Below are 16,286 nucleotides of genomic sequence, written 5' to 3'. Positions count from 1 at the left end.
CAGATTCTTAGAGTAGTCCCTTACCAGGAACAGCGTCTAGAAGCTTCTTAGTGTAGTCCTGAGTCGGATGCTCGAAGATGTCATCAGCACTACCCTGTTCGACGATCTTGCCACTTTCCATTACCACGATGTCATCTGCACACTGGCGAACGACTGCTAGGTCGTGAGTAATGAATAGGTAGGACAGACCGTAGCGGGCCTGCAGGTCGTTTAGAATCTGCAGGATCTGGTCCTGAACTAGCACGTCTAGCGCGGAGACTGCCTCATCAAGGATGATCAGTTCCGGCTGTAGGGCTAGGGCACGAGCAATCGCTACACGCTGACGCTGACCACCGGAGAGTTCGCCGGGGTAACGTCGCATGGTGGAAGCCGGTAGGGCCACGCGCTCAAGGAGCTCAGCGACGCGGGCTTCGCGTTCTGCCTTGGTGCTCTTGGGCTGGTGGACTGCTAGCGGTTCTTCGATGCATCGGTAGATGGAGTACATGGGGTCTAGGGATCCGTATGGATTCTGGAAGACGACCTGCATCCGGCGACGCATCTCGAAGCGATCCTTGCGGCTCATCTTAGAGGTGTCAGCCCCGTCGAAGAGGATGGTGCCGCTAGTCGGTTCTAGTAGGCCCAGCACCATATTGGCTAGGGTGGACTTACCGGAACCGGATTCGCCTACCACCGCTAGGGTGGTACCGCGACGTACGTTTAGGGAAGCGTCGTTAACGGCGTGAAGCTTCTTGGCTTTGCCCTTAGCGCCACGAATATCGAAGATCTTGTTGAGGTTCTTGATCTCGATAATGTTTTCGCCGCGTTTTGCCTGTTCTTCAGGAACTTCCCCATGGACGCGCTCCTGTGAGGATTCAATACGACGAGAGGCCAAGGACGGGGCAGCAGCAACTAGACGCTTGGTGTAGGGGTGCTGGGGGTTCTTGAGGATTTCAAGAGACGGCCCAGATTCAACTACGCGTCCACGGTGCATTACTACTAGGTGCTCGGCACGCTGGGCAGCTAGGCCAAGGTCGTGGGTAATGAGCAATAGCGCAGCATTGTGTTCACGGCTTAGGGTTTCTAGGTGGTCCAGGATGGTGCGCTGTACGGTCACGTCTAGCGCCGAGGTGGGCTCGTCAGCTATCAGTAGCTTCGGGCCGGCTGCTAGTGCAATAGCGATTAGTGCACGCTGACGCATGCCGCCAGAGAATTCGTGCGGGTACTGCTTGGCACGGCGGGCCGGGTCCGGAAGACCAGCTTCACTTAGGAGCTGGGCAACCTTGTCATTTAGAGACTGTCCCGGCTCTAGAGCAACGTTATTAGCCTTCAGGGCTTCCTTAACCTGGTAACCGATGTTCCAAACCGGGTTCAGGTTACTCATCGGGTCCTGCGGGATCTTACCGATTAGGTTACCGCGCAGGTCTAGGTACTGTTTCTCGGTTAGGTTGGTAATATCCCGGCCTTCGAACTTGATGGTACCACCGGTCACACGGCCGTTTTTAGGTAGTAGACCATTGATTGCCGAGGCAGTGGTGGACTTACCGGAGCCGGATTCACCTACGATGGCGACAGTTTGTCCCGGGTAGATGGTGATATTGGCGCCGCGGACGGCTTTCACAATACCGGTGGTGGACTTGAATTCGATATCCAAGTCCTGGATCTCCAACAGCGGCTGAGTATTTGCTGACGAGGAGGAGTTATTGGTTTCCATGTCAGTATCTTTCTGAATGACTTTTTCTTTGTTTTCCATGTGCCTCACCGCTTGTTTGACTTCGGGTTTAGGGCGTCACGGACAACGTCACCCATCATGGTGAATGCCAACACGGTTAGTGCTAGCGCCGTGGCCGGGTAGAACAGAAGGGTCGGGTTGGTACGTAGTGAAGACTGCGCACGGGCGATATCTCCACCCCAGGAAACAACCGTGGGAGGTAGACCAATACCCATGAAGGAGAGCGTAGCTTCAGAAACGATGAATGCGCCCAGTGATACGGTCGCGTAGACGATGACCGGAGCGAGTGCATTGGGAATGATGTGCTTCAGTAGGGTGGCACCCTTTGAGCGTCCCAAGGCGATGGAGGCGGTTACGTATTCTTCGTTCTTCAGGCTCATTACGGCACCACGGGTGATACGGGCAATCTGCGTCCAACCGAAAGCTGCCAAGACGGCAGATAGTAGGAATACATCGCGGTGTTCTTTGAACATCTGCATGGCGACGATTGCTGCCAGCACGAAGGGTAGAGCGAAGAAGATATCGGTAATGCGAGAAAGAATCGCATCTAGCCAACCGCCTAGGTAACCAGCAAGTGCACCAATGGTCGCACCGACTAGCACAGAAAGCGTGGTAGCAATCAAACCGACTAGTAGTGAGGCGCGTGCACCGTAGATCACGCGGGCATAGACGTCACAACCTTGACGGTCAAAACCAAAGAAGTGTCCTGTGCTCGGCGGTTTCTGGGAATTTCCTAGGTCACAGAATGCCGGATCCTGAGAGGTGAACAACCACGGCACCGCGGCCATGGTAACCATCAGAATAATGATCGCGAAGGCAATCCAGAATAGGGGACGTACTCGTAGCGAGCGCCATGCTTGACGCCAGACGGATACCGGGGCAGAGCTGTCACTGATCGCGTCAACTGCACCTAGACCGGTCTCGTCGACCTCGGAAACGTAACGAAGCTGACCAGCTAGGATACCCACTTCCCGCGGATCGCCGTAAGCATCATCCGGTTCTAGCGGATTTGAGGTAAAGGGCTCAAACTGATTCGGGTCAATATTTTCAGGCATCTCAGGCATAACGAATCCTCGGATCTAGAGCCGCGTAGAGCAGGTCAACTAATAGGTTTGCGATTAGGTAGACCATGACCAGGACGGTAGTGAAAGAAACTACGGTGGCCGGTTCACCCTTAAGAATGGCGTCGAACATTACCCCACCGACGCCCTTTACAGAGAAAATACCCTCGGTCACGATAGCGCCACCCATTAGGCCACCTAGGTCGGCACCTAGGAAGGTGACTACGGGAATCAAGGAGTTACGTAGGATGTGACGCATGAGCACACCGCTGGGATGGACTCCCTTAGCGCGTGCTGTGGTGACGTAGTCAGCGGTCAGGTTCTCAGAGATTGACTGACGAGTTAGACGAATAACGTAGGCGAAGGAAACTGCGCCCAGTACGATCGCCGGCATCAACAAAGCTAAGAAGGTTTCATTTGGTCCCACGGTTACGGGGAGCAGTTTCCATCTAACCCCAAGGAAGAACTGCATGACGAAGCCGATAACGAAGGTGGGAACAGAAATGATCATCATGGAGACGACCAAGACGGTGGAGTCAAAGATACCACCGCGCTTAACACCGGAGATCACACCGAAGATAATGCCAAAGATGGCCTCGAATGCGATGGCCATGAAAGCTAGCTTGATGGTTACCGGGAAAGCGTTTGCCATAACGGAGGAAACGGGCTGTCCCGAGAAAGTAGTACCGAAATCAAGAGTTAGGATTCCCTTGATGTAAAGGAGGTACTGAACTAGCAGGGGTTTATCAAGATTGAACTGTGCTCGTAGCTGAGCAGCTAGTTCGGGGGGCAGATTCTTGTCACCGCCCAGTGCCGCAATCGGGTCACCGGGCATGAGGAAGACAAGCAGGTAAATCAGAAAAGTCGCCCCGAAAAATACTGGCACCATTTGCAGGATGCGACGACCAATATAGCGCAACATATAGTTTCCTTAACTGACTCCACCGGGGTTAGCGGAGCCGGGTTTGTTGGGTAAAACAGAAAACGTGATGATCTTGTCTCCAAGACCACCACTCTGTGTTTCTGGGTTGGTTTCCCCCTCCCCTAGTTCAGGAAGGGGGAAACCTAAGTTTAAATCACTTGCCGATTAGTTTTTGGTTACGGCGAAGAGAATGGGTAGCGAGTCCCAACCAAAGTCGACATTCTCGACGTTGGCAGACCAACCACCGTTAACTGAAGAATACCAGAGTGGAATGGCCGGCAGGTCCTGAAGCAGGATCTTCTGTGCTTCATCATACTTTGCCTTGGCTTCATCCTCGGTCTTCGCGCCTAGGGCTTCCTTCAGCAGTTTATCAACTTCAGGGTTCGAGTAACCGGAATCGTTACCGAATGCTCCGGTGCCGTATAGGGGGCCTAGGAAGTTGTAAGCTGACGGGTAGTCAGCGGACCAACCAGCACGGAAAGCAGTTTCGATGGTCTTGTTTTCGACCTTGTCACGCAGTGACTTAAGATCCGGGTAAGCGTCGCCCTGAGCGTCGATACCTAGGTTGTTCTTAACCTGGTTACAAACGGCGTCAACCCATGCCTGGTGACCTGAGTCGGAGTTGTAGGCAATCTTGAAGGTGCCATCCCACTTAGAAATGGCATCAGCCTGGGCCCAAAGCTCCTTGGCCTTTTCCGGGTTGAAGTTTAGGTTTTCGCTACCCGGAAGCTTGTCGTTCCAACCGGCGATGGAAGGAGCAGTGAAGTCACGAGCCGGTTCCTTGGTACCGTTGAAGATAACCTTGGTTACTTCTTCGCGGTTGATTGCCAAGGAGATAGCCTTACGACGCAGCTTACCTTCTTCCCCTTCGAAGTGCTTTAGGCGGTTCGGGATGGTGAAGGTGGCGATACCAGCGTAGGGCTTAGAGGCTGCGCGACCATTTAGCTCGTCCTTGAATCCCTGTAGGGCGGATTCCGGAATAGTATCTGAAATATCAAGGTTACCGGCTAGCAGGTCATTGTAAGAGGCATCGGTGGAGGTGTACATGAGACCATTTAGACCACCATTGTGAGCTTTACGAGGACCGTCGTAGTTCGGGTTGACCGAAAGTTTAATCTGCTTGCGGTGCTCCCAGCTATCAAGCAGGTACGGACCAGAGGAGACTGGCTTTTCACCGAAGGCCTTAATGTCCTTGAGAGCGACTTCAGGAAGCGGGACGAAGGTAACGTGACCTAGACGAACAGGCCAGTCGGATTCGGGCTGATTTAGCTTCACGGTGAAGGTGTTGTCATCAACTACCTTTAGGCCCGGTAGATCCTTGCCTTCTGCATAACCTTCAACATCATCAAAGAAGTATGCCTGGGGCTGCTTTTCGCGCACGATTAGGTTCCATGCATCCACGAAGCTCTTCGCGGTGACCGGAGTACCATCAGAGAACTTGCGACCAGCCTTAACCTTTACGGTCCAGGTCTGCTTATCGTCTGAGCTGATAGATTCTGCTAGATCATTTACTAGTTCACCCTTCGAATCATAGGTGACCAGCGTCGCGGCTACCTGACCAAGAATCTGCACGCCGCAGGCTTCCGTGATCATGCCGGGAATCATTGCAGTCTGGGGCTCGCAGGCACGGAAAGAGACAATGCCGCCTGAATTTGCGGCCGAGTCAGCGGTAGCAGTCGAGCTACTCTTGGCGCTTGAGTTACCTTGCGCAGTACCTGAGTCAGAGCTTGAACAGCCAGCTAGCGCTAGTGAGCTAACTAGACCAACAGCTGTGGCAACGAATAGTTGCTTCTTCATGGGTCCTCCAATAATACGGTGTTGAGGGGAACATAAAAAATATGCTTGTGCAAAACCTTAACCGCTTTTTGGTAGCGACAAGAGGTTGAAAAGGTATTTTGAGAGTACTAACACATTATTACGAGCCAGTTTATTAAAAAGCACCAACATATTTGAACATTTTGTTCAACCCAAAAGGAATCTACTTTTAATTTGGATATACATAACGAAACTATAAAGCAATGCATTCAGGCACCTGCAGAGTTATAGGACCTGCCTCCTACCCAAAAATAGGCATAAAAAAATCCGGCATCTGCCGGAGAAATGTTTTGGTACTCCCGACCGGATTCGAACCGGCGCCGCCGCCTTGAGAGGGCGGTGTCCTAGGCCGCTAGACGACGGGAGCCTAAGATAAAAGATGGACTTTTACTCGCTGGGGTACCAGGACTCGAACCTAGAACAACTGAACCAGAATCAGCCGTGTTACCATTACACCATACCCCAAAGGTTGGCTAACAAAACGTCATACGCCTTGTTAAGACTTGAAATACTATACATTAGGGAAAAACAGTAGACAACTTGACAGCGGTGTCATTCTTCACAAACTGATCTACTTCCCCCGATTTACAAGTAAATCTGCAATTCTGCTAACCCCATCTGAAGCTTTGCGCCACCTTCAATGCCCACTAAAAGCAGATTTAAAACCCTGCGCCCTTTGCTTGCCGCAAAACGATTAGCGCCACTCCCCTAGTCAAGCATTAAAACTAAGTGGGCGAGTCAAGGGTTCCCTTGACTCGCCCACTTATAAGCCTACTTGCTATTAGTCAACCTGCGCAGCAAGCTGACGAAGACGCAACAAAGACTCTTCCTTACCCAGAATCACCATGGATTCAAACAGTGGCGGAGAAATCAACTTACCAGTCACAGCTACACGCAACGGAGAGAAGGCCAAGCGCGGCTTGAGACCCATCTCTTCAATCATCTTGGCACGAAGCGCATGCTCGATAGCTTCAAGTTCGAAGTTCTCAAGTGCTTCGATCTCTGCGATGGCCGCCTCTAGCACCTCCTTGGTGCCTTCCTTGAGCTTCTTCATGGCCTTTTCATCGTATTCCAGCTGATCGGCAGGAACGAAGAAGAAGCCAAGCATATCGCGAGCCTCCCCTAGTACCTGAATGCGGGTTTGAATCAACGGAGCAGCCTCGTCAATAATTTCCTTCTCCCGATCGGTAAGATCAGCAAAAGTTGCCGCTGAAACCATCGGCTGCGGGTCACCCTCAACAGCGTAAATATCAGCTAGGTAAGGAACTAAGCGATCCCGGAAGTCCTGCGGCTCCAGCATACGAATATGCTCGGCATTAATAGCAATGCACTTCTTCGCATCAAAGCGCGCCGGGTTCGGGTTCACATCGTGCACATCAAAGGCTTCCACCATTTCATCGGCACTAAACAGATCATTGGTCGGGCTGATGGACCAACCCAGCAAGGCTAGGTAGTTCAGCAGACCCTCGGGCAGCATACCCTTGGCACGGTGAAGCAATAGGTTGGATTCAGGGTCACGCTTAGAAAGCTTCTTATTGCCTTCACCCATCACGTAGGGAAGGTGACCGAACTGCGGGGTGAACTTCGCAATGCCCAGTTCTTCAAGAGCCCGGTAGAGCACGATCTGACGCGGAGTGGAAGAAAGTAGATCTTCACCGCGCAGGACGTGAGTAATGCCCATCAAAGCGTCATCGACCGGGTTTACCAGGGTGTAGAGTGGGTGACCGTTACCGCGGACGATCACGTAGTCCGGGACCGACCCAGCCTTGAAGGTGATCTCGCCACGAACTAGGTCGGTAAAAGTAATATCCTCATCGGGCATCCGCAGGCGCAACACCGGCTGACGACCTTCGGCGCGGTAAGCAGCCTTCTGCTCTTCGGTCAGGTCTCGATCAAAGCCGTCGTAGCCGAGTTTCGGATCGCGGCCAGCAGCGCGGTGACGGGCTTCTACTTCCTCGGGGGTAGAGAAGGACTCGTAGGCGTAACCACCTTCAACGAGCTTTTCGACGACACCCGCGTAGATGTCCATACGCTCTGATTGGCGGTAAGGCTCGTGCGGGCCAGGCTTACCTACGCCCTCGTCCCAATCCAAACCCAGCCAACGAAGCGAGTCTAGAATCAGGTCGAAAGATTCCTGAGAGTCGCGAGCGGCGTCAGTATCTTCGATACGGAACACGAAAGTACCGTTGGTGTGACGCGCGTAAGCCCAGTTAAATAGGCAGGTACGAACCATTCCCACGTGAGGCATACCCGTCGGGGACGGGCAAAAACGCACGCGGATATCACTTTTTTCTGTCATGAGTTTCCTTAACTAGATATCTCTATAAGTCTGTACTTTAGCGAAGATTTTTAACGGCTCAATACCGGATTACGGAATGAACCCAAACCGGCAATCGCGCATTCCATCTGTTTGCCAGCGGCCAGTTCTGGTGCGCCCGCTAGGGAGCCAGTGGCGATCACGTCACCCGGTAGCAGCGTGGTAATGCTAGAGGCCTCGGCTACGAGCTCGAATACGGTGCGGCGCATCCCCGAAGTACTTCCCTGCTGAGTGGTTTCACCATCAACTGAGGACGAGAGTTCTAGATTGTCAACATCCAATTCGGGGTCAACAGTAATCCACGGGCCGATCACACAGGCGGTATCAAAGCCCTTCGCAGCTACCGTCAATGGAGCTACGTTGGGACCAGCTGCGGTTACATCATTGATAATGGTGTAACCCATAATTGCGTGCTTGGCTTCTTCCGGGGTCAGGTTCTTTGCCATGGTTTTCATGACCACACCTAGTTCAACCTCTCCCCTCAGGACCTCTGCATATCCGGGGAAAAGAATCGGGTCATCAGGACCGATTACCGAAGTGTTTGGCTTGATAAAGAAGGGGATTGCTCCGCCGGATCCTTTAGGTCCGTAGCTGTCCGCGGCGCCTAACACCTTCGAACGTGGGAGTACTGGAGAGAGGAGGTGAACTTCCTCGAAAGAGTAGATTGGGCCAGCGGGCTGAACCTGGTCGAAAAGCGGGTCACCTTTGAGGGCCACAATCTGGTCAGAGTCTGCTTCTGCGGCTCCAAACATGATTTGGTTATTGATTTCAAATCTCACTACGCGCATGGGTTCAGTATATCCCTATTTGCTTGGCTCGATACCTTCTAAGTCTTAGATTAAGGCCTAGGGCACAATCGTCCGAACCGGCCGGCGCTCTTCTAGTCGCTGCGTGGCAGTCACCTCGTCTATTCTTGAGGGTAGTAGTCCGATTAACCAACTAACTTAGACTTAATAGTTTAGGCTTTTTAATCCACAGGAAGATTTTATGAGCACTCCAGAGCTGAACCTTATTCTTGATGATCTTGAAGATCGCAATCAGCTCGAGGACGCCGACGCACTTTTCTCTGCTTTTTCTACCTGGGCTGAAGAGACTGGTCGCCCCCTCTACCCTCATCAAGAGGAAGCGATCCTAGCGATTTTTGCGCAGGAGCATGTCATTGTTGCGACACCGACGGGTTCGGGAAAGAGCATGATCGCCCTAGCGGGACATTTTAAAGCCTTGGCCGCTGGGGAACGTTCCTATTACACGGCACCGCTTAAGGCTTTGGTGAGCGAGAAGTTCTTCGACCTGGTGGCCATTTTTGGGGCGCAAAACGTTGGGATGATTACCGGCGATGTCAGTCTTAATCCCCTTGCTCCCATCATCTGCTGTACCGCTGAAATTCTGGCTAATCAGGCCCTGCGCGAAGCTGAGGGGCTAGATGTCGGGCTAGTAGTCATGGATGAGTTCCACTTTTATGGGGATCCCGAACGAGGCTGGGCCTGGCAGGTTCCACTGTTAACACTGCCGCAGGCGCAACAGGTCTTGATGAGCGCCACCTTGGGCGATGTCAGTTTTTTCCTGAAGGATCTTAAGGAACGCAGCGGACGGGAAGCGGTCCTGGTGGAGGCGGAAACCCGCCCGGTCCCCCTCGAAATGGAATACACCCTAGAGCCTACGCATGAGTTACTTGAGCGTCTGATTCAGCAAGGCCGCTACCCTATCTATCTGGTGCATTTTTCTCAGCGTTCCGCTTTGGCTTCAGCTCAGGCCCTGCTTTCAGCCAATTTGCTCTCCAAGGAGCATAAGGCTCGGATTGCGGAAGCGATTGGTGATTTTCGATTTAACACTAAGTTTGGCCGGACCCTCTCAAAACTTTTACGTCATGGGGTGGGATTACACCATGCAGGCATGTTGCCCCGTTATCGCCGCCTAGTTGAGCGCCTGGCCCAAGCGGGAGTGCTGGCCGTGGTGTGTGGGACGGATACCTTGGGCGTGGGTATTAACGTCCCGATCACCTCGGTGGTCTTTACGGCTTTGACGAAGTTTGATGGTTCTAAAGAGCGTCATCTTTCTGCTCGTGAGTTCCATCAGGTGGCGGGACGGGCCGGTCGCGCCGGTTTTGACACTATTGGTTATGTCGAGGTGCAGGCTCCAGAGCATGTGATTGAAAATGCGCGGGCCTTGGCCAAAGCTGAGGGCGACCCGAAGAAGGTCAAGAAGATTACCCGTAAGTCAGCCCCAGAGGGCCGCGTGAACTGGACGGAGGCGACCTTTGACCGGTTAGTCGCCGCTCCCCCGGAACCTTTGACTTCCAACTTTTTGATTACTCCGGCAATGGTTATGAATGTGCTTTCTGGTTTTGGCGAGGAAGCTCCCGACCGTTTGGTTCGTTTAGCTACTGAAAACCACGATCCGGTTTCACCGCGGAACTTGCATTTACGTCAGCTGGGCCAGATTTACCGTTCCCTTCTGACCGCGGAGGTTTTGAAGGTGGCAAAGGATGGGAAGATCAGTATTAACCGTGAGCTGCCCGATGAGTTTGCGTTGAATGCTCCGCTTTCTACCTTTGTGTTTGCAGCTTTGGACTTGTTGAATCCAGAGGATCCTACCTATGCCTTGGATTTGATTTCTTTGGTGGAAGCCACCTTGGAAGATCCTCGATTATTACTGGTGGCCCAGCAGCATGCTGAACGCGGCCACGCGATTGCGGCAATGAAAGCGCAGGGGATGGACTATGACGCCCGCATGGAGGCCTTGGAGGAGGTTACCTGGCCCAAGCCGCTTGCTGAGCTTTTGGAACCGGCCTTCACCATGTTTGCAAAGGCGAATCCTTGGGTGGCCGGGGAAGAGCTAAAGCCTAAGTCGGTGGTCCGTTTTATGGTTGAAAATGCCATGACTTATTCGGATCTGATTGCTCGCTTTGACCTAGGCGCCGCCGAGGGCTCGGTCTTGCGATATTTGACGGATGCTTATCGGGCTTTACGCCAGGTCATTCCACCCCAGGCGGCGAATGAAGAGTTCGAGAACATTGTTTCTTGGTTGGGTAACCTGATCCGTTTGGTGGACTCTTCCTTGCTTGATGAGTGGGAGTCCTTCGAGGAAGCTGAACACGACCCGGCGGAGGTTGCCGAGTTGGTCGCTAAGCATCAAAATCAGACTGGCTCTGAAAGCACTCCAGAAGCCGCTGAACTGCCTTTTGGGGCGGATGCTGACGGGCGGATCTCCCTGAGTGCCAATCCTTATGTGTTCCGGAATTTGGTGGCGAAGGACCTGTTTAAGGTCGTTGAGCTGCTAGCGGCTGATCGCCCGGAGAATTTGGCGAAGTTGGGTTTCCCGGGTTGGGACGAGGACGCCTTTGACGAATGTTTGGACCGCTATTGGGCCGAATACGACTTCCTTGAGACCGGCACCGAAGCGCGTTCTGCGCAGTACCTGCAGACTTGGACGGAACCAACCGACGCCGACTTCGCGATGGTCCCGGCCCCATTCGCACCCGCGCCGGACTTGCCGGTCCCCTTCCCCACCTCGGGCGCTTGGCTGGTTAAACAGACCTTGCTTGACCCCGAGGGGGATCTGGATTGGGCTATCTGGGCCCTGGTTGATTTAGCAGCTTCTGATGAGGCCGGGCAGCCGGTTATCCGGTTACTCTCCGTCAGCCCCCACTAGCTGATACATCCAGCCTTCCGTATCGGGGGCGAGGCCGAACTGAATATCGGTTAGGGACTTGTAGGTTTGCATGGTTACCGGACCGACGGGAAGCTCGACTTCGAATTCGGTCCCGGCTAGTCTGCCGATGGGGGCGACCACCGCAGCGGTGCCACAGGCGAAGATTTCAACTACCTCGCCACTTTCGATTTGGGCGACTAGTTCTTCAAGGTTGATTTGGGTTTCTTCAACCTGGTGTCCCTGTTTTTCTAGGAGGGTGATGATCGATGAGCGGGTTCCTCCCGCGAGGATCGTACCGGTCAAAGCGGGGGTACGAACGCGTCCGTCTTGGTGGACAACGAACACATTCATGCCACCTAGTTCTTCAAGGTTCTTGCCGGTCTTGGCGTCTAGGTAGCAGACCTGCTGGTAGCCTAGGGCAGCGGCTTCCTTTTGCGGCAGCATGCTGGCAGCGTAGTTGCCACCGGTTTTGGCGGTGCCGGTGCAGCCGGGGCCGACTCGGTGGTACTTCTGGGTGACCCAGATGCTGACTGGTGAGAAATCCCCAGAGAAGTAGGGCCCTACCGGGGTAGCGATACACAGGTATCGGTAAGAACGAGACGGGCTAACGCCGATGCGGGCTTCAGTTCCGATCATCATAGGGCGTAGGTAGAGGCTGGCGCCGGGCATTGAGGGCACCCAGTCACGGTCGGTTCGGACTAGGGCGGCTAGGGACCCAATGAACTGTTCAACGGGAATGGTTGGCATGGCCATGCGCTCTGCAGAGGCGTTAAATCGAGCCGCGTTATAAGCCGGACGGAAGGTCCAGATACTGCCGTCTGGGAAGCGGTAGGCTTTCATTCCTTCAAAGATTTCTTGGCCGTAGTGTAGGACGGAGGTAGCCGGGTCCATTTGTAGCGGGCCGTAAGGCAGGAGCGCCTGGTTGGTCCAGCCGGTCTCTGGTTCGTATTCTGCTGAGGCCATGTGGTTTGAGAAGTTCGTGCCGAACACAGAGTTGGCGATCAGGTCGCTTACTTCAGAGGCTGGTTTGGGGCGGTATTCGCCGCCGGGAAAGTACTCTGCCAGTTCTGCGGCTGAGCCTAAAGGTAGTTTCGCAGCTTCCTCGAATCGAATTTCTGGTGACACTTTATCTTCTTTCCGTATTTAGGCGGCCCACAGGCTTGGGCACTAAGGCCCAATTATGCCGCTTTTCGACTTTTAGGGAGTCAAGATTCCCACAATATGAGAAAATTATCCCATAGTTTGTTCACACTCAACGAGGAGCGGCAATGATTCAGACTACGCTAAGTTTCTTAGCTTCGTCACCTGTCTTAGTCCTGTTCTTGCTAATTGGCATTGGTATGGCTTTTGGACATGTAAAAGTCAAGAGCGTCAGTCTTGGTGCAGCAGCGGTTTTGTTCGTAGCAATCGCGCTTTCTGCCTGGGGTGAGGCCTACGGGATTCATATTCGTGTTCCCCACGAACTAGGTATCTTCGGCTTGGCAGTCTTTACTTTTGCGATTGGTATTTATTCAGGACCGAACTTCTTTAATACGTTCAAGTCCGCTGGTGGTCCGGTAGCCGCGATGATGGTTGCTTTGACTGCTGGTGCTCTAGTGGCTTTCTATGGCGGCAAATATGTATTTAACCTGACTACTGCACAGGCCATGGGTGTCTTCGCGGGTGCCACCACTAACACCCCTACCCTAGCCGCCGTTGGTAAGGCTTCTGGTGACGCTGCAAACGCAACCGTTGGTTACTCGATTACTTACCTCTTTGGTGTGATTGGCATGCTAGCTTTCACGCTTCTGGCACTACGAGTTTCAGCCGGCGATAAGGATAAGCCGTCCGCTATTGGCAACCGAACGGTGCGTGTTGAGCGACAGGATGAGCCAGCCTTGGAAGAGCTCTATAAATTGGTTGATGGCCGGGTTACTTTCTCGCGTATCCGTCGTGGTGAGGTGGGACCGATTATGCGTCCTAAACTCGATGACCGAGTGTTTGCGGGCGACCTGGTCACCGTGGTGGGCCCATTAGAGGATATCAACCTGATTACCCAGAAACTTGGTCATGACTCTTCGCTTTCTTTGATCGCTGATCGTCGTTGGCTGGATTTCCGTCGAATCACAGTTTCTGATCCGAAGGTGGCGGGCCGGACCATTGGATCTTTGAATCTTAATGAGCTTTTCTCTGCCTCCATTTCTCGTGTTCGTCGCGGTGACGTAGATATGGTGGCTAACCCGAAATTGATCCTGCAGCAGGGTGACCGTGTCCGTGTCGTTGCGCCCACGGGACAGATGAAGGAAGTTTCTAAGTTCTTTGGTGACTCTTCGAGAGGTTTGACTGATCTTAATCCGATTGCGCTTGGTCTGGGGATGGCCTTCGGCATTTTGATTGGTGAAGCCCCGATCTTGACCCCGACCGGGGCCACCTTCTCCATTGGTTCTGCTGCGGGAACTTTGCTAGTTGGTTTGGTATTTGGCCGCCTAGGCCGCATTGGACGGGTGGTCACTGCTATCCCCTACACCACCTGTATGGTGCTTTCTGAATTCGGTCTACTGATCTTCCTCGCGCAAGCTGGGACCAATGCGGGTGGCCAGATTGCCAATGCGTTCACCGGCGGTGTCTGGTGGAAGATGGCCGTCTTGGGCGTCGTAGTGACTACCACCGTGGGTGCCCTATTGTTCATTTTGATGCGCGCACTCTTCCACATGGGCGGCACTCGACTATCTGGTGTCATTGGTGGTACCCAAACCCAACCTGCGGTACTGGCCTTTGCTAATAACCGTACGTCAGCTGATCCTCGAGTAGCTTTGGGCTACGCGATGGTTTACCCGGTGGCGATGGTTTTGAAGATTATGCTGGGACAGATCTTCGGTGGCATGTAGGCATGAGCGCTGTTTGTTTAACCCTCAATTGAGGTAATTAGTTTGGGCCCCAACCAGTACGGTTGGGGCCCAAACTAATCAGCGTGGTTCTCTACTTTGAATAAGTTCAAACTCTAGATCAGCGAATGTACTTCCGGGAAGAGCTTTCTAGAGTCGGTAGCTTGTCGGTCGGGGTGTCAACGATCCAGCGGGTATCGGTAACCATACGAGCGATGGCTAGACCGAAACCGATGGCGGTAATCACGAAGAAGACCTGTACGACCTGAGCGATTGCGTCGGTGACTAGACCGTTGTTCATGGCGGTGACGGCACGGTAGAAGGGCACGCCAGGGATCATGATAACTACGGCAGGTACCGACAAGGAGACGCGAGAGTAGTAGGTCTTAGCAGCTACCGCGGCAGCAAGTAGACCGATGGCTAGCGCAGCGGCACCGACAGCGGCGTGCCACGGGAAGTGGTTATCAACCGCAATGGTGCGTAGGGTATTGACGCTAGCGCCGATGGTCGCGGCTACCGCACAGACCTTCCATGGAGTGTTGAATAGAATTGCGAATCCCCAGGCTGCGATGAAGGAGCAGAAGAATCGTAGGGTAATTAGTAGCCACCAAGGCATTGGGTGGTTTACCTGTACGTTGAGGTCCCAGCCGGAAGCGTAGGTTACACCCCATACTGCCACGCCGGCGGAGGCCATCACGGCAAGCACATATGAGGTTCTAGTGAGTGCGGACGGGAAGTCCATACGCACTAGGTCCAATATGGCTGTAGTCATGGGGAAACCGGGAATCAGGAAGAGGATCGCGGAGATCAGACCGGCCTGGTTCTGGGCAACGTTAAGAATACCCATTGCCCCCATGGCTTCGATAGCGCCAATGTAGATGGATGATGCTAGAACACCGCATAGTAGCCAAACCGCAAAGTGGTTGAACTTTCGGTGAAGGGTAATACGGCGTAGAGCTTGGCCAAAGGTGGCAGCGATGAGTACGGCTAGGCACTCGTAGAGGCCGCCCTTGTTTAGGAAGCAGAAGCCTGCACAGGCAATACCGGATGCCAGAGCGTTGACTACGGGCCCGTAGAGGGGACCCTGGGATTCGATCTTATCGAGCTCTTCTTCCAAGTCTTCGGCGGCCATGTCGTCGTGAAGGTTGTGGGAGAGTTCTTTGAGCTGGTCAATACGATTAGCGTTAACACCGAAGGTGCGGTTTTCATAAAGTTCGGTACGGAACGTGCCGTTTGCGTAGGCTGTGGTCGCGATATCTGAGAAGGAAACCGAGGCACGGTGTTCTTCAATCCCAACGGCACGCGCCATGCGTGCCATTGAGGCCTTTACGCGGTAAGAGCTAGCGCCGGCTGAGAGTAGGAGCCGCCCGAACCGCATAACTACACCAGATTGCTTCGCAAGACGTTGGTGCGGGTCCATCTGGGCGACCTGAGGATGGGCGGACAGAAATGGATGTTCTGCAGGATTAATTTCAGTATTCACGATTGTATAGTTTGTCATGTTCTGGAGTGATTGGCTGTTTCAACGGTGAAAACGCGGCAAATTTAACTTTAATGAGAATCTGGGCCGTTAGCCCTTAATCCTGGAATCCTCCCTAGCCTGAGGATCAGTGATTCGGATTAGGACTAGAGAGAAGTAATACGCAATATCTTGAATTGTTTTGGGGCCCGGTGCCAAACACTGTTTGGTTCCGGGCCCCTCTTTTGTTGTTTTTAAGTGGCGGTGTCCTACTCTCCCACACCCTGGCGAGTGCAGTACCATCGGCGCTGGTGGGCTTAGCTTCCGGGTTCGGGATGGGACCGGGCGTTTCCCCACCGCTATGACCGCCACAAGTCTTTGTGGAGTGCCATCCAAAGAACGTAACCATAACGGTTAATCGTTTTTGTTGGTGGTGTTTATTCAATTATTTGGCTTAAATATTTTCTCCCACAGTGTGTGCGGGGTGGT

Annotated in this window: 10 protein-coding genes, 2 tRNA genes and 1 rRNA gene; 2 read left to right on the top strand and 11 right to left on the bottom strand. The window is 53.4% G+C overall.

Annotation, left to right across the window (positions count from 1 at the left end):
• Positions 1 to 7: 7 nt before the first annotated feature.
• From BSR28_RS02540 to BSR28_RS02505, 8 genes are all read right to left on the bottom strand, one after another.
• Positions 8 to 1,729: a dipeptide ABC transporter ATP-binding protein gene (locus BSR28_RS02540; RefSeq protein ID WP_143237561.1), complete on the bottom strand. Its 1,722-nt coding sequence runs from the start codon at positions 1,727 to 1,729 to the stop codon at positions 8 to 10.
• Between the two features lie 5 nt (positions 1,730 to 1,734).
• Positions 1,735 to 2,772: an ABC transporter permease gene (locus BSR28_RS02535; RefSeq protein WP_233120593.1), complete on the bottom strand. Its 1,038-nt coding sequence runs from the start codon at positions 2,770 to 2,772 to the stop codon at positions 1,735 to 1,737.
• A complete protein-coding gene (locus BSR28_RS02530; protein ID WP_073713282.1) occupies positions 2,765 to 3,691 on the bottom strand; it encodes an ABC transporter permease in 927 nt (308 codons plus the stop codon). Before BSR28_RS02530 ends, BSR28_RS02535 begins: the two co-directional genes overlap by 8 nt.
• Before the next feature lie 165 nt (positions 3,692 to 3,856).
• Positions 3,857 to 5,488, bottom strand: a complete 1,632-nt coding sequence (locus BSR28_RS02525) for a peptide ABC transporter substrate-binding protein (protein WP_073713281.1) — start codon at positions 5,486 to 5,488, stop codon at positions 3,857 to 3,859.
• Between the two features lie 309 nt (positions 5,489 to 5,797).
• Positions 5,798 to 5,873 (bottom strand) — tRNA-Glu (locus BSR28_RS02520).
• Positions 5,874 to 5,900: 27 nt separating this feature from the next.
• A tRNA-Gln gene (locus BSR28_RS02515) sits at positions 5,901 to 5,971 on the bottom strand.
• Between the two features lie 316 nt (positions 5,972 to 6,287).
• Positions 6,288 to 7,805 carry a glutamate--tRNA ligase gene (gene gltX, locus BSR28_RS02510; protein WP_073713280.1) on the bottom strand — a complete coding sequence of 506 codons (1,518 nt, stop codon included), beginning with the start codon at positions 7,803 to 7,805 and terminating at the stop codon, positions 6,288 to 6,290.
• A 50-nt stretch (positions 7,806 to 7,855) separates the two neighbouring features.
• Entirely contained in the window at positions 7,856 to 8,611 is a 756-nt protein-coding gene (locus BSR28_RS02505) for a fumarylacetoacetate hydrolase family protein (RefSeq protein WP_073708787.1), read from the bottom strand.
• Positions 8,612 to 8,810: 199 nt separating this feature from the next.
• On the opposite strand from BSR28_RS02505, the gene BSR28_RS02500 reads away from it, so the two are divergent.
• Complete coding sequence (locus tag BSR28_RS02500) at positions 8,811 to 11,474, top strand: DEAD/DEAH box helicase (protein ID WP_073713279.1); 2,664 nt, start codon at positions 8,811 to 8,813, stop codon at positions 11,472 to 11,474.
• Here the strand turns inward: BSR28_RS02500 and BSR28_RS02495 are convergent.
• On the bottom strand, positions 11,451 to 12,599 hold the full coding sequence (locus BSR28_RS02495) for a branched-chain amino acid aminotransferase (protein ID WP_073713278.1): 1,149 nt from the start codon (positions 12,597 to 12,599) through the stop codon (positions 11,451 to 11,453). The two genes, BSR28_RS02500 and BSR28_RS02495, sit on opposite strands and share 24 nt — an antisense overlap.
• 143 nt (positions 12,600 to 12,742) lie before the next feature.
• On the opposite strand from BSR28_RS02495, the gene BSR28_RS02490 reads away from it, so the two are divergent.
• Positions 12,743 to 14,341, top strand: a complete 1,599-nt coding sequence (locus BSR28_RS02490; RefSeq protein ID WP_073708784.1) for an aspartate:alanine exchanger family transporter — start codon at positions 12,743 to 12,745, stop codon at positions 14,339 to 14,341.
• 118 nt (positions 14,342 to 14,459) lie between these two features.
• Here BSR28_RS02490 and BSR28_RS02485 read toward each other — a convergent pair whose 3' ends face one another.
• Positions 14,460 to 15,821: a threonine/serine exporter family protein gene (locus BSR28_RS02485; protein WP_233120592.1), complete on the bottom strand. Its 1,362-nt coding sequence runs from the start codon at positions 15,819 to 15,821 to the stop codon at positions 14,460 to 14,462.
• 232 nt (positions 15,822 to 16,053) lie between these two features.
• Positions 16,054 to 16,170: ribosomal RNA gene (rrf, locus tag BSR28_RS02480) — 5S ribosomal RNA — on the bottom strand.
• Between the last annotated feature and the right edge of the window lie 116 nt (positions 16,171 to 16,286).

The sequence above is a fragment of the Boudabousia liubingyangii genome, assembly GCF_001907245.1.
Classification (GTDB): domain Bacteria; phylum Actinomycetota; class Actinomycetes; order Actinomycetales; family Actinomycetaceae; genus Boudabousia; species Boudabousia liubingyangii.
Note: the sequence above shows the minus strand (reverse complement) of the source record. Positions and strands in the feature narration are given on the sequence as shown.